The sequence below is a fragment of the Algoriphagus halophilus genome, from assembly GCF_041729275.1.
Taxonomy (GTDB): Bacteria; Bacteroidota; Bacteroidia; order Cytophagales; family Cyclobacteriaceae; genus Algoriphagus; species Algoriphagus halophilus_A.
This window is the reverse complement of record NZ_CP146486.1, coordinates 1,086,328-1,104,583: the sequence shown is the minus strand read 5'-3', so window position 1 is coordinate 1,104,583 and position 18,256 is coordinate 1,086,328. Positions and strand designations below refer to the sequence as shown.

Here is an 18,256-nt window from a genome sequence, read left to right as displayed (position 1 = left end):
TTTGATTTCATTTCTCTTTGAATAGATTTAGATAAATGAAAATGTAATTGGCCACAGATTCATGGCACATGGGATAAAATATGAAGAGTTATTTTTCCGGCATTCAGCTGATTTTTTGCATAGAACAATTCAAAGGGTTTTTATTTTCCTTAGCCTCCTGGTTTTCTGTTGTTTTTGTCAGCAAAGTAAAAACAGGTTTTCAATAGAGCTTTCTGAAAATGAGTTGATTGAGAAAGGAAGGGTCCTTTCAGAGTCCTACTGTAGTTCTTGTCATCTTTATCCAGACCCACTAACATTGGATAAGCAAACCTGGTCAAAAAGTGTACTTCCTGCCATGAAAAAGCTTGCTTTTTCTGAAGCGATACAAAATGAAGGTTGGAACTCCTGGTTCTCTAATGATCCTACAGAGGATCTGGAAAATGAGTTTGAATTTATTGAAGCTTTTTACATTTCCGAAGCTCCTGATCAACTGGAAATACCTGAAGCACCTGCTCCAATATCAAGAATTCCTGGATTTGTTGTTGAAACCCCGGTTTTTGAAATGCTTTTACCCAATCTCACCACTTTTGTTGACTATGATTCTGTTTCAAATCTTATTTGGGTTGGAGATCGTCTAAATAAACTTTATGGAGTCAATCCGGAGAATTTTTCTATTGAAAAGCAGCTTGAATTACCCAGTACTCCAGTTCAGATAAGCCCCATTTATTCATCTAATTTAGCTGTCTTAGTGATGGGAAATATGGATCCATCTGATCTTTACCTAGGAAAACTCTTGCAGATAGATTTATCTTCAAAAGAAGAGACGGTGCTGTTAGACAGTTTGAATCGACCGGTTTATTTCAAGGATATTAAATGGAAGAATGGAGAACAGCAATGGATTCTTTCCGAGTTTGGAAATATCAAAGGAGGATTGAGTCTACGTACTCCAACAACTACCCAAGACTTGATTAACCTTCCTGGTTGCAGAAAATCAATTCCGGTCGATTGGGATAATGACGGAGATATGGACCTCATTGCCGGCTTTGGCCAAGCACAAGAGGCAATATATTGGATGGAGAATAGAGGAGAAGGTAAATTTTTAAAACATATCCTGGAACAATTTCAACCTTCTTTTGGACTCAGTGATTTAGCTATACAGGATGTCAACCAAGATGGTTTCCCGGATATTATTCTGATTAATGGAGATAATGCTGATTTATCTCCGATCTTAAAGCCCTACCATGGGGTAAGGATTTATTTTGGTAAAGGCAATGCCCAACTAGAACTGAATTGGTTCTACCACATTGACGGTGCTATGAGTATGGTGGCTGAGGATTTTGATCAGGATGGAACTATTGAAATGGCTGTGGTTTCTTATTTTGCTGACTTCAGAAATGAGAATAGGTTAGATTGGTTGTATTTTGATCAATTGGAAACTGAAGCAAAAAAGGTATATAACTTACCTGTTCCGTTAAAAGGGAGATGGTTGACAATAGCTGCTGGAGATGTGGATCAAGATGGAGATTTAGATTTGCTGACAGGTTCATTTATGTTTCAACCAGGTTTCAATTATGAAGTTGAAATCAATAATTGGACAGAAACCTGGACCCCTTTTTTATCCTTAAAAATCAATCAAAATAAGGATTTATTTTAAAAACAGGTATTGTGATTTGGCCCAATGCAAAAAAGTGATCTAACAATTGTATTAGTTACCTCAAATTTTCCCGTTTTAAGCTTAATTATTCTGGTTGAAAAAGGTTTTTTAAAATATTAATAGGTTAAGCGTTAAAAAATTCAAATTTTATGGGGTCTTTTTTAAAGAAGCTTCCTCTTACTATTAAAAGAGAGTTAAAAACTTTCCAATGCCCAATAACCCAAACAAAACCTCAGCGAAGGCTCAGATCTCTTTATTTAACCAAGAGGTAGTAAAAATTTTTGAAAGTAAGTCGGATCTGGAGATCTGGAATGCTTTCAATAAAGGGGATGAAATGGCATTTAATTACCTCTACAGATCTTATGCTTCGGTTTTATTCCAGTTTGGCTGTCAGTTTACCAAAGACAGGATGTTAGTTCAAGACAGCATCCAAAATCTGTTTATCTACTTGCGAAAGAAGAGAGGCAATTTAAGTGAAGTGACCAATATCAAAGGGTATTTATTTCGCTCAATTCAGCGGGAAATTTTGAAAAACTGCAAAAACAATCCCGGAAAAATTGAGATAGAGGAATCTCAATTAGAATATTTCCAGATTCAGATTTCTCCAGAAACATCTTTTATCCAAAGGGAATTTGAGGATGAAAGACAGCAAATGCTCCGTGAGGGAATAAAAAAGCTTACTGGGAAACAGCGAAAGGCAATCCTTCTATTTTATGAGGAGGAACTTAGCTACAAAGAGATTGCCCAAATAATGGATTTTAGTGAAGTAAAGTCAGCCAGGAAATTGATTTATAGAGCTTTATCTAGTTTAAAAGAATTTATTAAACCAACTAGTTGAATTCCGATGGATTTTGAAAGGAATGACATGAAATATGAGGACTACGAGCTGGAGCACTTTCTTGTAGATGAGTTCTTTATACAATGGGTAAAAAACCCAAATGAAAACACCACGCATTTTTGGGAAAAATGGTTGGTTGCGAATCCAAAAAAGAGGGGGATAGTGTTGGAGGCTGCTCAACTGATTAAATCCATAGGTTACAAAGAAAAGCCAGAGTTTTCCAATGAGGTTTATATAAAATTATTTGAAAATATTATCAGATTTGAAGATCTCACTGTTGATCAGGATACCGGCATACCAAAATTAGCGAACTGGTACTCTTTTTTTCATTTCGGAAAATAGCGGCGATTTTTATATGTGCATTTTGTATTTGGGGAGCATGGGATATACTTTCTTTTCAAGATGAGGTGGAGGTTAAAGAAGTTACTTTTATTACTAAGAAAAACCCAAAAGGAGTAAAATCTAGTATTAAACTTTCAGATGGCTCAGTTATACATCTCAATTCAAATTCTGAAATAATTTACCCAAATGAGTTTTCCGATTCACTAAGAACAATAAGTTTAAAAGGTGAAGCATTTTTTGATGTCAGTAAAGAATCCAGGCCATTTAAGGTCAATGTAGATAATACAATCGTCGAGGTTTTAGGAACCGAATTTAATATAAATCAATCCAAAGGAGAGGAGCTTGCAGTTGCCTTGGTTTCCGGAAAAGTCAAAGTCAATGATACCCATGGAAATCAAGTGATTCTTGATCCATCTGAAATGCTAGTCATCAAAAATGATGGAAACTTTTATAAATCTACATTTGACTCACTTCAAGTAGTGGGTTGGAAAGATAAGAACCTGATTTTTAAAAGAGATGATTTTTATACGGTTAAAGAAAAGTTAGAAAACTGGTATGGAATAGAGATTACTGTTAAAGGTAAAATCGGAAGCAAATGGGCTTATACCGGCGAGTATCATGACGAAACCCTAAAGAATGTTCTGGAAGGGATCCGACAGACTTCTAATATTCATTATAAGTTAAAAGGAAAGAAAGTAGAAATAACACTATAACCCAAAATCCTTAAACCATGAAAATCCAAAACAGTACTTAGAAAAAATGGCAGTAGATACCTGTTATAGTATCATACTGCCAAGTAGTAATTGCCTAAAGGAGCGCTAACCAATTCAGGCAATCAGTTCAAGTGTTTTTAACTTAAACCCTAACAATTATATGAAAAAATATATACTGGGACAACTCATTATGTTATCTAAGAGAGTACTCTATGGATTCGTTTTTCAGTTATTTTTTGCTCTGTTCTATTAGCAAGTAATGGAAATGCTCAGAGAAAAAATATTGAGCAGGTAAAAGTATCAGTGAAGGTAAATGATGTCTCACTTTTACAACTGTTCAGAAAAATAGAAAATCAATCAGGTTTTGAATTTACCTACAATTCAGAAAAAGTGAATTTAGGTCAAAAGGTAACCGCTGAAGTAAATCAGGAAAGTGTTTACGCGGTTTTGGAAGATTTAGCAAGAAAAACCGGGCTAAGTTTTGTTCAGATCAATAATAATATTCATGTCAAGCAAAATGAAAATGGTAATCCTGTCAGCATCCAGGAGAAACAACGGGTATTAATCTCTGGCGTAGTCACGGATTCAAATAATGAGCCATTACCGGGTGTTACAATATTAATTGTAGGAACTACACAAGGTACTGTTACTGATTTGGAAGGACGATATGAAATCAATGCTGAAGAAGGGGAGTATTTACTGTTTTCTTTCATTGGGTTCGATGATCAACGAGTACAGGTGGGAAATCAAACCACCATCAATATTACCATGTCAGAAAATGCCCAGAACCTTGAAGAGGTAATTGTGATCGGTTATGGTGAAAAGAGCAGAAAGTTAATGACTGAATCCATCGGAACCGTAAATTCAAAAGAAATCACCAAATTACCTGTAGCATCTGCTGATCAATCTTTGCAGGGAAGGATTTCAGGAGTTCAGGTAACTGCAGTCGATGGTACACCAGGAGCTCCGGTTTCTGTTAGGATAAGAGGTGTAGGTACCGTTGGAAATACCCAACCGCTATTTGTAGTAGATGGGGTGCCAGTTGGAAATAACTCAAGTGGAGTGACCAATCCACTTACTACAATTAACCCATCCGATATAGAAAGTATTTCAGTTTTAAAAGATGCGTCTGCTGCTGCAGTTTATGGTGTAAGAGCAGCCAATGGCGTCGTTTTAATTACTACCAAACGCGGAAAGAAAGGTAAGCCAACAGTTAATTTCGATGCTTATTATGGAATTCAGAATATTGCTAAATTCAATGAATACAATAATACCGGAGAGTGGCTTTCTTTGACTCAAGAGGCTTATGATGCAGCGAATGCACAGAATGGCTTAAGTCCTGGTGATCCCAGTTATCAAGAACTTCATCCTGACTTGGCCTCAGGTAGCCCAATACGGAACAGAAGCAATGAAAATGCATGGAAAGAGGAGGCATTAAATAAAAATGCACCTATTCAGAATTATAACTTAAGTGTGTCAGGCGGTAATGATGGTTATAATTACTTTGTTTCTGGAGGTTATTTTGCTCAAGAAGCAACTGTTCAGAAATGGGATTTAAAACGTTATAATTTTAGGGCAAATTCTGATTTTAAGATCAATGAGAGGCTAAAAATCGGTCAGACCTTTACTGTTTCTCATCAGGAAATCTTACGAGGTATGAATGGAGGCGGAGATGGGTTTCTCCTTCAAAATTCATTGACCATGCCTCCTTTTTTCAACATATATGAAGATCCTTCTAACCCTATTCCTGGAAATAGATATGGTTATGATGGAAATTCTGACCTAGCTGGTTTGACTATCGCCAATCAACCTGGAATTAATCAAATTATTCAAAATAATGACCGACTAACACGAATGTTGGGAAGTATTTATGGTGAGTTTAAAATCCTTGAAGGATTGACCTATAAGTCAATGGTTTCCGTAGACTTTGTTTCCTCTAGAAATGATTCTTGGAGACCTGAATATCTTGTTGCTGAAATGGGTTTAAACCGACCTGGAAATGAATTTAATGATACCAGAGGAGAATCAGTTTCCCAAGTTTTTACCAATACCCTAAATTATTTTAAAGCATTTGGTGATCATTCAATAGATGTTTTAGCAGGTATTGAATATCAGAAAAACACCAATACTTCATTAGGAGTTAGGGCAAGTGATTTTATTAGTAATGCTCCTGATTTTTATCAGGTGGTGAAAAATGGAAGAGGAGATCCAAATATCGGAGGTGGGGCAGGACAAGGATCATTTGTAGGGTACTTGGGAAGGGTTTCTTATAATTTTAAGGATAAATACCTTTTGACAGGTACAGTTAGAAGAGATGGAACCAGTGCGTTTTCTCCTGAAAACAATAGGAGATGGGGTACTTTCCCTTCTTTTTCAGCAGCTTGGAGAGTTAGTCAAGAGGATTTCTTTTCCACTTCAGGTCTGATTTCAGAAATGAAATTTAGAGCTAGCTGGGGTCAATTGGGAAATTCCAACACTACTTCTTATCCTCACATTTTCAGGGTGTCTACTACTCCTGATTATGGAAGCGGAAATACTACCATTCAGGCGCCAACCCCAATAAATTTTGTCAATAAAGATGTAGTTTGGGAAACAGTAGAAACGATCGATTTTGGAGTTGACTTAGGCCTCTTTGATAATCAGGTAGATTTATTGGTCACTTATTATGACAGAACTACCAAAGACTTTTTATATTCTTTACCTCTTCCCAATATCACAGGTTTTGGGAGTACCCCGGTGAATCTAGGAAGTGTGAGTAATAAAGGGATTGAAGTAGAAATCGGGTATAGCAAAACTTTTTCCAATGGTCTTCAAATGACTTTGAATGGAAACTTCACCACAATTAAAAACCGATTGGATGAATTGGCTCCTGGAATAGAGGAATTTTCTTCAAATAATGCCTACAGAACAGCAGTAGGCCAACCCATAGGCTATTTCTTTGGATATAAAACGGATGGTATTTATCAAACTCAGGAGGAAATAGATGCGATTTTTACCGGAAATTTTGTAGATAAAAATGCTCCTCAAGGACCACGGCCTGGAGATGTGAAGTTTCTAGATGTAAATGGACCCGGTGAAGATGGTGCTCAATTCTCAGGAGAGCCTGATGGTCTAATTGATTTTAATGATAGAACTTACTTAGGAAAAACAATTCCAACGTATTTCTACGGTTTGAATGTTGGATTAAACTATAATTCATTCGATTTCTCAATGTTGTGGCAAGGAGTAGGGGATGTTCAGGTTTATAATCAAGTAAGACAAAACAATTTGAATTTGACTGGTGGTGGAAGGAACATGCTGGTTGAATCCCAAGAAAGATGGACTGGTCCCGGAACAAGCAATTCAGTTCCAAGAGCCATCAGTGGTGATCCAAATCAAAATGGCCGTTTTTCTGATAGGTTTGTGGAAGATGCAGGGTTTTTAAGACTTAGAAATGTTCAGCTGGGTTTTAGTTTACCAAGAAATGTCTTAGATAAAATGAACGGCTTTAATACAGGAAGAATTTATTTGGCTGCTTCTAACCTATTCACTTTTACAAAATACACTGGTATGGATCCTGAAGTGATGACTTATGGGTCAAATTCGAATCAGATAGGTGCTGGTACCGATGGAGGAAATATGCCTCAGCCCAGAATTGTTCAAATGGGAATCCTGCTTCAGTTTTAATCTCTAAATCCAATAACATGAATACTAGAAATATATCTATAGCAATGATTCTCCTTGTTGGACTAATAGCAGGATGTGAAAATAAACTTGACTTGCAACCATTGGGAGAATTAAACTCTGAGACGTTTTATAAAACTTTTGAAGATTTTGAGGCTGCTTCATTGTCTCCTTATAGTACCATTCTTAATTTCTATTATGAACAAAACGGCAGAGGTTTTTACAACGGAATAGAATATCCTTCGGATGATACCCGTCATGGTGGACAGGGGATTGATAATAACAACGACTTTAACTGGTTGCCCAATAACGGGGATTTTGGATGGTTGTTTTCAGAAAGCTATAAAGGAGTAATGAGGGCAAATGTAATTTTAAATGAACTTCCAAACTCTGAGTTGTCTGATGAAGATAAAGCTCGGTTTGAAGCAGAGGCAAAGTTCATCCGTTCTTATTTCTATTTTGTTCTTGCAACAAATTGGGGTACTCCTCCTTTGATTTCAGATGAAATCACTTCTATTGCTGACTCACAGGTAGGAAATAGTCAACCTGGTGAAGTTTTGGATTTGGTTGAAGCAGATTTAGCATTTGCTAAAGAAAATCTTCCAGCCACCTGGTCTGGTACAGATGTAGGTAGAGCTACCTCAGGAGCTGCTCAAGCATTTTTGGGTAAGGTTTACCTTTTCAGGCAGAAGTATTCGCAAGCTGCTGCTGAATTGAATGCCGTTATTTCCAGTGGTAGGTACTCTTTACTGGATAATTATGGGGATAATTTTAGAGAAAGTCTTGAAAACAACCAAGAATCCATTTTTGAAATCCAATTCACAAGGGGAGATTTTAACCCTTGGTTACCAGTAGATTTCGGGTTGGAAGGAAATCAAAATGTGGGACATGCAGGAACAGCTCGTGCTATAGTTTTCAGGGCTTCTTGTTTCTTAGGGAACTGTGCTCCTGGTGCAAATGGTCAGGGGTATGGAAGGATGCATGCAACACAAGATCTTCAAAATGAGTTTGAACCAGACGACCCAAGAATTCCCTTTACATTCTTTAGGGAAGGTGATGAATATTTTGGTTCCCCTTATAGTTCAAGCTGGTCTATTACAGGAGCTACACCTTCTAAATATCTTTTAGATTATACTACCTACCCTCAACCCAATGCAGGTTCGAATAATGAACGGGTGATCCGTTTGGCAGATGTTTATTTGATGGCTGCAGAAGCAGAGTTGCTTGGAAATAGCAACATTCAAAAAGCCGCTGAATTGGTAAATGTGGTAAGAAGAAGAGCAGATCCCTCAGGAGAGATTTTGCCAGATCGATCACCCACTTCCTCTCAGGATGAAATGATGGAATATATCATGCATGAAAGAAGGGTAGAACTGGCATTTGAAGGTCATAGGTATGCGGATTTAGTCAGATGGCATAATGCCGGAATTATCAATATTTCTACTGATATAGATTTTGGAAGTCCTGCTAATGAAAACTGGTCTGAAACACACTTGCTTAAACCATTTCCACAGCGGGAGCTTGATTTGATCTCGGCTTTATCCCAGAACCCAGGATATTAATAATTAGAGATGTTGAGCAGGAGGGAGAATCTATTTTCCTTCCTGCTTATATTTTTATGTAAATTGAAAATGCCCAAAATGAACCCTTGAAATGATCCGATGGAATCTTTCTTATTTTATCCTCCTCTTATTTTTTGGTTGCCAATCATCAGATTCTAGGGTCTTTGAATTACTTGATTCCGACTCTTCTGGAATCACTTTTTCTAATACGATAGCAATAACAGATTCTTTGAATGCTTTGGTTTTTGAGTATGTATACAATGGAGCTGGCATAGGTGTAGCTGATTTTGATAAAGATGGCTTAATGGATCTGTTTTTTGCTGGAAATCAAGTTTCTAGCCAGCTATATTTGAATAAGGGAAACTTAAAGTTTGAAGATATCAGCATCAACGCAGGAATAAATACAGAAAATAATTGGTGTACAGGAGTCAGTATCGTGGATATCAACCAAGATTCCTATCCTGATATTTATGTTAGTGTAGCGGGTTATTCCAAGAATGAGACCAGAAATCTATTGTATGTCAATCAAGGTGACTTAACATTCAAGGAGGAAGCAAAAAAGTATGGGATCGATGATCCGGGATATGGTACACAAGCAGTGTTTTTCGATTATGACAGAGATGGTGATCTTGACCTTTATGTCTTAAATAACGCTTTAGAAAACTTCAACAGAGGTAATATCAAACCAAAAGTTTTAGATGGATCTGCGAAGAGCAATGACAGGCTTTACAGAAATGATGGCAATGGGAATTATCTAGACGTCACAGTTCAAGCGGGAATTCTAAAAGAAGGTTGGGGACTTGGAGTTTCAGTCTCGGATTTAAATGGAGACGGATGGCCGGATATTTATGTGTCAAATGATTTTTTATCGAATGATCTGATGTACATCAATCAGATGGATGGGACATTTGCTGATGAAATAAACAGTAGAGTCAGTCATCAGACTTTCAATGGAATGGGGAATGATGTGGCGGATTATAATAATGATGGCTGGACTGATATAGTGGTCATGGACATGTTGCCGATAGACAATTACAGGGAGAAAATGATGCTCATGCCCGCGAGTTACAATCAGTTTCAAATGTCATTGCAGCAAGGATATCAGCCTCAATATGTCAGGAATACACTTCAATTGAACCAAGGAGGAGTTTTTAGCGAAATTGGCCAATTGGCAGGGATTGCAAAAACAGATTGGAGCTGGGCTAGTTTGTTTGCGGATTTTGACCTAGATGGGAACAAAGACTTACTTATTACCAATGGATATAGAAAGGATGTTACCAATTTAGATTACATCGTTTATACTCAAAGTGAATCCGCATTTGGGACAAAAGAATCCAATAAGAGAGATATTATTTCTGAGATGAATAATCTGGAAGGAGTAAAACTTCATAATTTTTTATTTCAAAATCAGGGAGATCTTACGTTCAGGGACCAAAGTCTCAATTGGGGATTGGATCAAGAGACTTTTTCCAATGGAGCTGTTTATGCTGATTTGGATAACGATGGTGATTTGGACCTGGTAACCAATAATATTGATCAGGAAGCATCTCTTTTTAAAAACAATTCCATCGAAAATTCAATTGGGAATCCTTCTTTTATTCGGATAAACCTTGAAGGTCCTCCTGGAAACTTAGAAGCTATCGGAGCTAAAATCTGGATAAAAACTACAAAAGGAATTCAATTACTTGAAAAGTCGCCTGTTAGGGGCTATAAATCTTCTGTTGACCCAAGATTGATTTTCGGAATCAAGAAAGAAGAAGATATTGATTTAGTTTTCGTTCAATGGCCTGATGGCAGTTTTCAATCAGTGGAGATTCCTGATCTAAATACTGAGATGCTGATAAAATATCAACCCAATCAACCTGTCTTACCCTCTTTTATTTCTAATAATAATCAAACCTATTTCGAAGAAACCAATATCCTGGGATTAGACTTTCAACATGTTGAAGATGATTTCAATGACTTTGAAATTCAGGGTGCCATCCCAAGAAAGTTTTCGCAGGACGGACCAAGCTCTGCTGTTGGAGATTTAAATGGAGATGGGTTGTCTGACGTTTTTATAGGTGGATCCACAGGTTTTCCTGCAAGCATTTATCTCCAAGATCAGCAAGCTAATTTTCATTTTCAGCAATTTGATCCCTCAATTCCATTTCATGATGCAAGTGCTTTGATCATGGATGCCAATGGAGATTCTTTCCCGGATTTGGTAATAGGAAGTGGAGGCGGACAATTTGAACCAGGAAACTCTGGATATTTTGACAGATTGTATTTAGGTAACAAAGATGGAGGTTTTGAATATGATTCAACTGCATTTCCTCTACATCCAAACAATACCTCAGTGATCAAAGCTGGAGACGTCGATTTAGATGGCGATATGGATTTAATAGTTGGAGGCGGTGTTTTACCAGGTTATTTCCCTCTTGCAGCGGATACCTATATTCTGATCAATCAATCCGGTAAATTCAGTAGGAAAGAGATTGAGCTTAAAAACATAGCACATAAGATTGGAATTGTGAGGGATCTGGAGCTTTCAGATATCAACAAAGATGGTTTCTTGGATTTGCTTATAGCTGAGGAATGGGGAAGAGTAAGAGTTTTTTAAATCAAAATGGACAGCTGAAAGAATCTGATTTCGGACAAACCGATTTGATTCCTCTTGGCTGGTGGTGCAGTATAATACTAGGAGATTTTGATCAGGATGGGGATGAAGATTTTATAATCGGTAATATGGGGGAGAACCAATTGTTTAAACCTAATCCAGATCAAGCTGCTAAAGTATATTACAGTGATTTTGATAAAAATGGTACTGCTGAACCTATCATCACTTACTATAATCAGGGGACAGAAGTGGTTAAAATGCCAAGGGACCTTTTGATCAGTCAAATTCCGGTAATTAAGAAGCGCTTCCCAAACTATAAAAGTTATGCAAAAGCCAGCTTACGGGAAACCTTTAGAGAGGATGAACTCGCTCAGGCTGTGGAGAAAAAGTAGAATATGCTCAATCGATTTTTCTTGAAAATCTAGGTGACATGAATTTTAATTTGATTCCTCTTCCTATTGAAGCTCAGTTTTCTCCGATTTTGGACGGAGAGCTTGTCGATATTAACAACGACGGATATCTGGATTTGGTTTATGTGGGAAATGACTTTGGAATGGAAGTCCAATCAGGAAGGCAAGACGCTTCTTTGGGTGGAGTTTTAATGTTTGACCCTACTGAAGGATTTAAATTTATGCCAAGTTTTGAGAGTGGATTGACCATAAAAGGAAATGCCAAAAGCATAGAAAAAATTAAACTTGCCTCCGGAGATGAAGTCTTTTTTAATATTTTGAATAGAGATAAAGCATTGATTTACAAAATGTCTGGATCACTTGATTAAATGAAATTTGCCATGAATATTAGAAAGACGCTGAAACAGTTTTCAATTGCCCAGAATAATATTTTGCTGATAATTCTGATCTTTTCCTTTTTTCAATCAATTAGTTTGTTTGCTCAGGAAACGGGTAAGCAACCTAATATCATCTGGTTAATTGCAGAAGATATCAGCCCCGCTCTTGGCGCTTATGGTGATTCTTTTGCCCATACTCCAGCTATTGATCAGTTAGCTTCCAGAGGAATTGCATATACAAATGCCTGGACTACTGCACCGATTTGTGCTCCTTCCAGATCTAGCTTGATCACTGGGATTTATGCCACTTCTCTAGGTACACAACATTTAAGGTCAGAAGTGAAATTCCCTTCACAGCTTCAGACCCTTCCGGAACATCTAAAATCTGAAGGGTATTTTGTGACCAACCGGGATAAAACAGATTATAATTTTACAGCAGAAGGAATCTATGATCATTGGTCATCTCAGATTACTCCTTGGAGAAATAGACCATCCGGTGAACCTTTTTTCAGCTTTATAAATATTGGTCCTTCCCATGAAGGGTCGGTGAATAATCCTGAAAATTATAAAACGTTTACTCAGGATTTAGACCCTGCCTTGATTCATGATCCCAATAAAGTAAAACTTCCACCTTATTACCCTGATAGTAAAGAAACCAAGGAGGTTTGGGCTCATTACTATGATATTCTGACGGTTTTGGATAGAAACGTAGGGGAGGTGCTGGACTCTCTTGAGGCAGATGGTTTACTGGAGGAAACGATAATCTTTTTTATCGCTGATCATGGTTTTGGGATGCCGCGCTACAAAAGATGGTTAAACAAAACAGGGATGCATGTTCCTTTTATCCTGTCAGTTCCGAAAAAATATCAGGAATGGGCAGGTTTGGATTCCTTAGTAGGAAAAAAGGATGAGCTGATCAGTTTTATTGATTTAGCGCCTTCTGTACTCTCACTTGCTGGAGCGGAAATTCCAATTTCGATGGAAGGGAAGGCTTTTTTAGGTCCCAAAGCAAAAGATAACAGTCAAAGAGAATTTGCTTTTGGAGCCCGGGACAGGGCTGATGATATGGTAGAAATGTCCCGCTCCGTGACAGATGGAGACTATATATACATCAGGCACTATATGCCTCATTTACCCTATATCCAACCCGGATTTATTTTTTCTGATGTAAAAGTTGCTTTCAAAGCACTGAGGGATCTTGAAAAAGCTGGAAAAACCAATGCGGAACAGCAGAAATTATGGGAGCCAAAACCGATTGAGGAATTGTATGATTTGAACCAAGACCCTTATGAGACCAGGAATCTTGCAAATGACCCAGCTTTTGAACAAATCAAATCAAAGCTAAAAAACCAGCTTCATGATTGGATTTTGGAAACGCATGATCTAGGACTATTGGCAGAACCTGAATATATGATAAGAAGCAGTAATTCCACTCCTTATGAATATGGGAAAAGTCGGGATTTTGATTTAGATAGAATTTTGTCACAGGCCGAAAAAGTTGGTATAGCTTCTGAAAAGGAACTTGTATCAGATTTAAAAGATAGAGATAGTGGTGTTAGATATTGGGCTGTGATGGGAATCAGGCAATTGGAAAGTATTGAAAAGAATACCTCAGAAATCCTTAAAAACCTTTTAGAAGATGAATCTGCTTCTGTACAAATAGTAGCTGCTGAGACTTTATCTCATTTTGGATATCAGGAAGGAGTTGTAGAAGTATTGGAAAAATGGGTGCAGGACGATCGGCCTTGGTTAGCTTTGATGGCGGCAAGGAACTTGTTGTTGATTGGTCCAGAAGCTCGTCCTGCAATTCCTGTAATGTATCAGGTTCTGGATAAGAATTTAAGCCAACCCGGTTCTCAACGGAAGTATAAGGACGCAAATTTTGCCTCATTTACGAGCTGGGCTTTGGAGTGGGCACTTCAGGAATTAGGGGAACAGATAACTGTCAATTAAGATGAAAAGATCCTTCAATCTACTTTTTTTGACCTGTTTAATTTATTCATGCCAAAAGCCAACAGAAGCTCCCTTCAGGCCAATAAAAAATGTCATTGTAATTCTTGCAGACGACCACGCCCTAAAGGTTACTGGGGCCTATGGTAATGATTTAATTAGGACTCCAAATATTGACAGGCTTGCTAATGAAGGAGTGAGGTTTACCAATGCCTATTGTAATTCTCCTATTTGCAGCGCTTCAAGACAGTCTTTGCTTACGGGGAAATATCCCCATGCCACTGGAGTTAATTTGCTTTTTACCCCATTTCCAGATGAAGGCAATGTTACAATTGCTGAATACCTAAGAGATCAAGGCTTTCAGACAGCTTTGGTAGGGAAGAGTTATTTCAACAATGGTTTTTGGTCACAACTTTACACGGATGGTCTTCCTAACCATGGCTTTGATACATGGATAGAAAATGCCTCCTATCAGGATTTTTAAAGAAGAGTAATCCTCCAGAATTACCTTCAAGCATTCAAACCTATCATGGAGGAGATCCGGCAAATGAAATTGCGAAATGGATGAATAGTCAAAATCTTCCTCATCCAATACAAGACGAGTATAGCCAAGGAACTTTTTATGCAAAGGAGGCTGCCAAGTTCATATCAGAAAATAAAGAAAAACCATTTTTTTATGGACAGCCTTTTTTCAACCTCATCATCCTTATTACTATCCTGTTGAATATGCAGATAAATATCGAACTGAAGATATGGTCCTTCCAGTGGGAAGCCCAGAAGATGAACGATGGATTCCTGCAAAATTCCGTGGCTTATCTGATCAGGAGAGAAAAGGTATTATAGCTGCTTATTATACTTCAACAGAATACATGGATAAAAACGTAGGGATTATTCTTGATGCGGTTAGAGATAATAATTTAGAAGAAAACACCATGATTTTGTATATCAGCGACAACGGGTACCTTTTAAATGATCATAGACGATTTGAAAAGCATACCATGTGGGATGAAGCTGTAAGGCAGCCTTTAATTGTGAAATCTCCAGACATTCAAAGTAATGTCTCCAAAGCATTTGCTTTGGTAGAGTACATTGATATTTTTCCTACAATCATTGATTGGCTTGGTTTGGCAGAGGTCCCGTTTGTTCAAGGGAAAAGTTTTTTTCCGATTTTAAAAGACAGCTCAGATGAACATAAATCTTATGTCTTTTCAGAATATTTAGAGGATAACATGGCCATGGTGGCTTCCAATGATTGGAAATATATATTTACCACTGGGAGTAGGGATTTAGGAATTGGCTATCAGACCGGATTTGGACCCTCTGGAATTGTACATAGACTTTATGATCTTAAAGGAGATCCAAGCGAATCCAATGATGTCTCCAAAAATCCGGAGAATGAAAAAATACTCTCTGAATTACAAAATGAAATGTTGAAACGATTTATGGAAACCCATCCTGATGCAGCTGATTGCCCCGAAAATCTAACATTGGAAGGAAAGTTGGTTTGGTTTTGCGAACCAAGGGATATTGGAGTCGATCAATCACTGATAGACAAACCAGTGAGGGTATTTCTTAAAGATTAGGAAAGCTCATTCAAGAATTGATTATAAATCCTTATTGAATTTTCCAGAGATTTTACCCGGAATCATAAAAATTTAAAAGACCTGAAATGATGAAAAGATATCTTACCATCCTTGTGTTTTTTTTGAGTCCTTTTTTTCTCTATTCTCAGACCAAAGAAAAGGCTCCTTGGATTTCATACCCTTCTGCCAATGTGACGGATTATGGAGTTTATCATTTTAGGAAGTCATTTGAATTAAAAGAAACCCCTGAAAGTCTATTGATCCATGTTTCTGCTGATAATAGGTATAATCTATTTGTCAACGGGCAGCGGGTTTCCTATGGCCCTGCAAAAGGTGATTTCAAGACCTATAAATATGATGTCTTGGATATTGCATCTTATTTGACTAAAGGTGAGAATGTAATTGCAGCATTGGTTTACAATGGGGGAAAAGATAAACCACTGTCCTTTTTTTCAGCTCAGACGGCTTTTATGCTGGATGTAGAAAAGGAAGATTTTGATTTTTTAAGGACAGATAAAAGTTGGAAGGTATATAAGAATCCTGCCTATTCAGTAATTTCTTATCAGGAAATGCTCTTTGATGAACGTTGGTTTTATGGGTTCTATGCTTGTGGGGGAGGAGATCATTTGGATGGAAATCAATACCCATGGGGCTGGGAAGAAATACAGTTTGATGAGAGTTCCTGGCTTAATGCAGAAGCACTGCATTTTGATGGATCAGCACCATGGAACCTGGTTCCTAGGAATATCCCCTTTATGGCTAATCACCCGGTTTACCCAGAGAGCATAAGAGAAATAACAGGTTTTGATAAAAGTACTGGCGCTTGGGAGGGAGAAGTAAACTATCCATACCTGCCAATACTGAAGCTACTGTATTGATAGATTTTGGTTTGTTGACTATGGGCTATCCTGAGCTGACCACTTCTGGAGGAGCAAACAGTTCCATCAAAATTAAATATGCAGAGGCACTTTATGAGAAAGTAAATCTAAAGGCGCACAGGGATTCTGTAGCTAATCTAACCATGTTTGGAGTTTGGGATATTTTTCAGACTGATGGAAAGCCCTCCAGGACATTTAGACCCTTATGGAAAAGAGCTTTCCGTTATGTCAAACTGGAAATAGAAACAAAAGATAAGCCGCTGGAGATATCATCATTTGTAAATGAATATTCAGGGTATCCTTATCCAGAAATGGCAACTTTTGTAAGTAATGATGCAAAACTGAATGAGATTTTTACGATCAGTCAGCGGACCTTGCAAATGTGCTCGGGAGAAACCTACTATGATACACCTTATTATGAGCAATTGAGTTATGGCGGTGATAATAGACCCATAGCTAATATCTCTACTTATAATTCAACAGATGATCGTCTTCTAAGAGAAATGCTTCGACTATATACCCAGTCTGAGAATAATGAAACGGGTCTTTTTAAATCTGCATACCCTTCCAGATTTGATTTTGATCAAGGGACTTGGTCAATGGCTTGGATCCAAACCTTACTCGATTACTACGAATTACGGGGTGATGCAGAATTTATTATTCCATTTGTTCCAAACATAGAAAAGATACTTGGATTCTACGAAAGACACCTAGATGAGGAAACTGGTCTTATTGGTGCTGTTAGAAATAAGAACTTCATGGATTGGAGTATTACCAAAGGTTCAATTCCAAGAGCAAATGAACAAATGGAAATGGTACAGTCTACCATGTTAACCATGAATTATGTACATACGTTGGATTGTGCGGTGAAACTGTACAACTATTTGGGAATAGGGGATAAATCAATCGAGTGGGCAAGTATTTCTGAAAGTATCAAGTCTTCCGTACGTGCCAACAGTTGGGATGAAGAGAAAGGTCTTTTTCTGACTACCCTGATAGCGATGTTTTCTCTCAACATACCAATATCATGGCTATTCTTTCTGATGTGATTCCTGAAAATGAGCAGAAAGAATTGTTGAATAAAGTGCTGAACTATGATGGATTCGAAGAGATGGCCAGTTCCTATTTTTCCTTCTTCTTATTCAAAGCCATGCAGAAAACCGATCAGGAACATTTGTATTTAGAGAACCTTGACTTTTGGTACGACTTTTTGGATAGGGGATTAACCACCTGCGGAGAAACAGGTTTTGCCTCGCATGACAGATCAGATAGTCATGCCTGGAGCGCACATCCCGCTTACTATATGATAAATTCAGTGGCAGGAATAAAACCAGCAGAAGTAGGTTTTAAATCTGTTTTGATTTCTCCTCATTTAGGTTCACTGACAGATTTAACTGTATCTATGCCACATCCTAAAGGGATAATTAATGTCAGTTATGAAGTAACTGGTAAAGATTTAGTGGCAGAAGTAGAATTACCATTAGGGTTAAAAGGTAGTATGTTATATAATGGAAAATTAATTCAATTAAATGAAGGCTCTAATAAGTTAATCCTTCCATTATAATTGATTTTTAAATTTTAACTAAATCAAATTTTATGATATTAAAACGTCTTCTTTATGTCAGTTTGTGCATATGTTCAATAGGCATGAAAACATGTTCTCCTATTGTGTAAGACACCCCAATGGTCCTTATGTTGTACTTGCAAA

General features: G+C 37.5%; 15 protein-coding genes. All 15 read left to right on the top strand.

All coding sequences use genetic code 11. The features are described from left to right. Positions 1 to 295: 295 nt before the first annotated feature. Positions 296 to 1,633, top strand: a complete 1,338-nt coding sequence (locus tag V8V91_RS05940) for an FG-GAP repeat domain-containing protein (protein ID WP_373399273.1) — start codon at positions 296 to 298, stop codon at positions 1,631 to 1,633. 208 nt (positions 1,634 to 1,841) lie between these two features. Continuing rightward, a complete protein-coding gene (locus V8V91_RS05935) occupies positions 1,842 to 2,471 on the top strand; it encodes an RNA polymerase sigma factor (protein ID WP_373399272.1) in 630 nt (209 codons plus the stop codon). 27 nt (positions 2,472 to 2,498) lie between these two features. Continuing rightward, a complete protein-coding gene (locus tag V8V91_RS05930; protein WP_373399271.1) occupies positions 2,499 to 2,813 on the top strand; it encodes a hypothetical protein in 315 nt (104 codons plus the stop codon). A gap of 65 nt (positions 2,814 to 2,878) precedes the next feature. Next, a complete protein-coding gene (locus V8V91_RS05925) occupies positions 2,879 to 3,526 on the top strand; it encodes a FecR family protein (RefSeq protein WP_373399270.1) in 648 nt (215 codons plus the stop codon). Positions 3,527 to 3,916: 390 nt separating this feature from the next. After that, the gene (locus V8V91_RS05920; RefSeq protein WP_373399269.1) at positions 3,917 to 7,192 is read left to right on the top strand and encodes a SusC/RagA family TonB-linked outer membrane protein; all 3,276 of its coding nucleotides are present in this window, start codon (positions 3,917 to 3,919) and stop codon (positions 7,190 to 7,192) included. A 17-nt stretch (positions 7,193 to 7,209) separates the two neighbouring features. Beyond that, positions 7,210 to 8,751 carry a RagB/SusD family nutrient uptake outer membrane protein gene (locus V8V91_RS05915; protein ID WP_373399268.1) on the top strand — a complete coding sequence of 514 codons (1,542 nt, stop codon included), beginning with the start codon at positions 7,210 to 7,212 and terminating at the stop codon, positions 8,749 to 8,751. A gap of 91 nt (positions 8,752 to 8,842) precedes the next feature. Next, complete coding sequence (locus tag V8V91_RS05910; protein ID WP_373399267.1) at positions 8,843 to 11,353, top strand: VCBS repeat-containing protein; 2,511 nt, start codon at positions 8,843 to 8,845, stop codon at positions 11,351 to 11,353. Continuing rightward, positions 11,329 to 11,742, top strand: a complete 414-nt coding sequence (locus tag V8V91_RS05905; RefSeq protein ID WP_373399266.1) for an FG-GAP repeat protein — start codon at positions 11,329 to 11,331, stop codon at positions 11,740 to 11,742. Before V8V91_RS05910 ends, V8V91_RS05905 begins: the two co-directional genes overlap by 25 nt. Before the next feature lie 38 nt (positions 11,743 to 11,780). Beyond that, positions 11,781 to 12,128: an FG-GAP repeat protein gene (locus tag V8V91_RS05900; RefSeq protein ID WP_373399265.1), complete on the top strand. Its 348-nt coding sequence runs from the start codon at positions 11,781 to 11,783 to the stop codon at positions 12,126 to 12,128. 12 nt (positions 12,129 to 12,140) lie between these two features. Next, a complete protein-coding gene (locus tag V8V91_RS05895; RefSeq protein ID WP_373399264.1) occupies positions 12,141 to 14,090 on the top strand; it encodes a sulfatase-like hydrolase/transferase in 1,950 nt (649 codons plus the stop codon). Position 14,091: 1 nt separating this feature from the next. Next, positions 14,092 to 14,571: a sulfatase gene (locus tag V8V91_RS05890; protein WP_373399263.1), complete on the top strand. Its 480-nt coding sequence runs from the start codon at positions 14,092 to 14,094 to the stop codon at positions 14,569 to 14,571. 184 nt (positions 14,572 to 14,755) lie between these two features. After that, a complete protein-coding gene (locus tag V8V91_RS05885; protein WP_373400629.1) occupies positions 14,756 to 15,670 on the top strand; it encodes a sulfatase in 915 nt (304 codons plus the stop codon). 122 nt (positions 15,671 to 15,792) lie between these two features. Further along, positions 15,793 to 16,548, top strand: a complete 756-nt coding sequence (locus V8V91_RS05880) for an alpha-L-rhamnosidase N-terminal domain-containing protein (protein WP_373399262.1) — start codon at positions 15,793 to 15,795, stop codon at positions 16,546 to 16,548. Beyond that, a complete protein-coding gene (locus V8V91_RS05875; RefSeq protein WP_373399261.1) occupies positions 16,494 to 17,597 on the top strand; it encodes a family 78 glycoside hydrolase catalytic domain in 1,104 nt (367 codons plus the stop codon). Before V8V91_RS05880 ends, V8V91_RS05875 begins: the two co-directional genes overlap by 55 nt. Next, positions 17,576 to 18,112 (top strand): alpha-L-rhamnosidase C-terminal domain-containing protein, encoded by a 537-nt coding sequence (locus V8V91_RS05870; protein ID WP_373399260.1) that lies wholly within the window; start codon positions 17,576 to 17,578, stop codon positions 18,110 to 18,112. Before V8V91_RS05875 ends, V8V91_RS05870 begins: the two co-directional genes overlap by 22 nt. Positions 18,113 to 18,256: the final 144 nt, after the last annotated feature.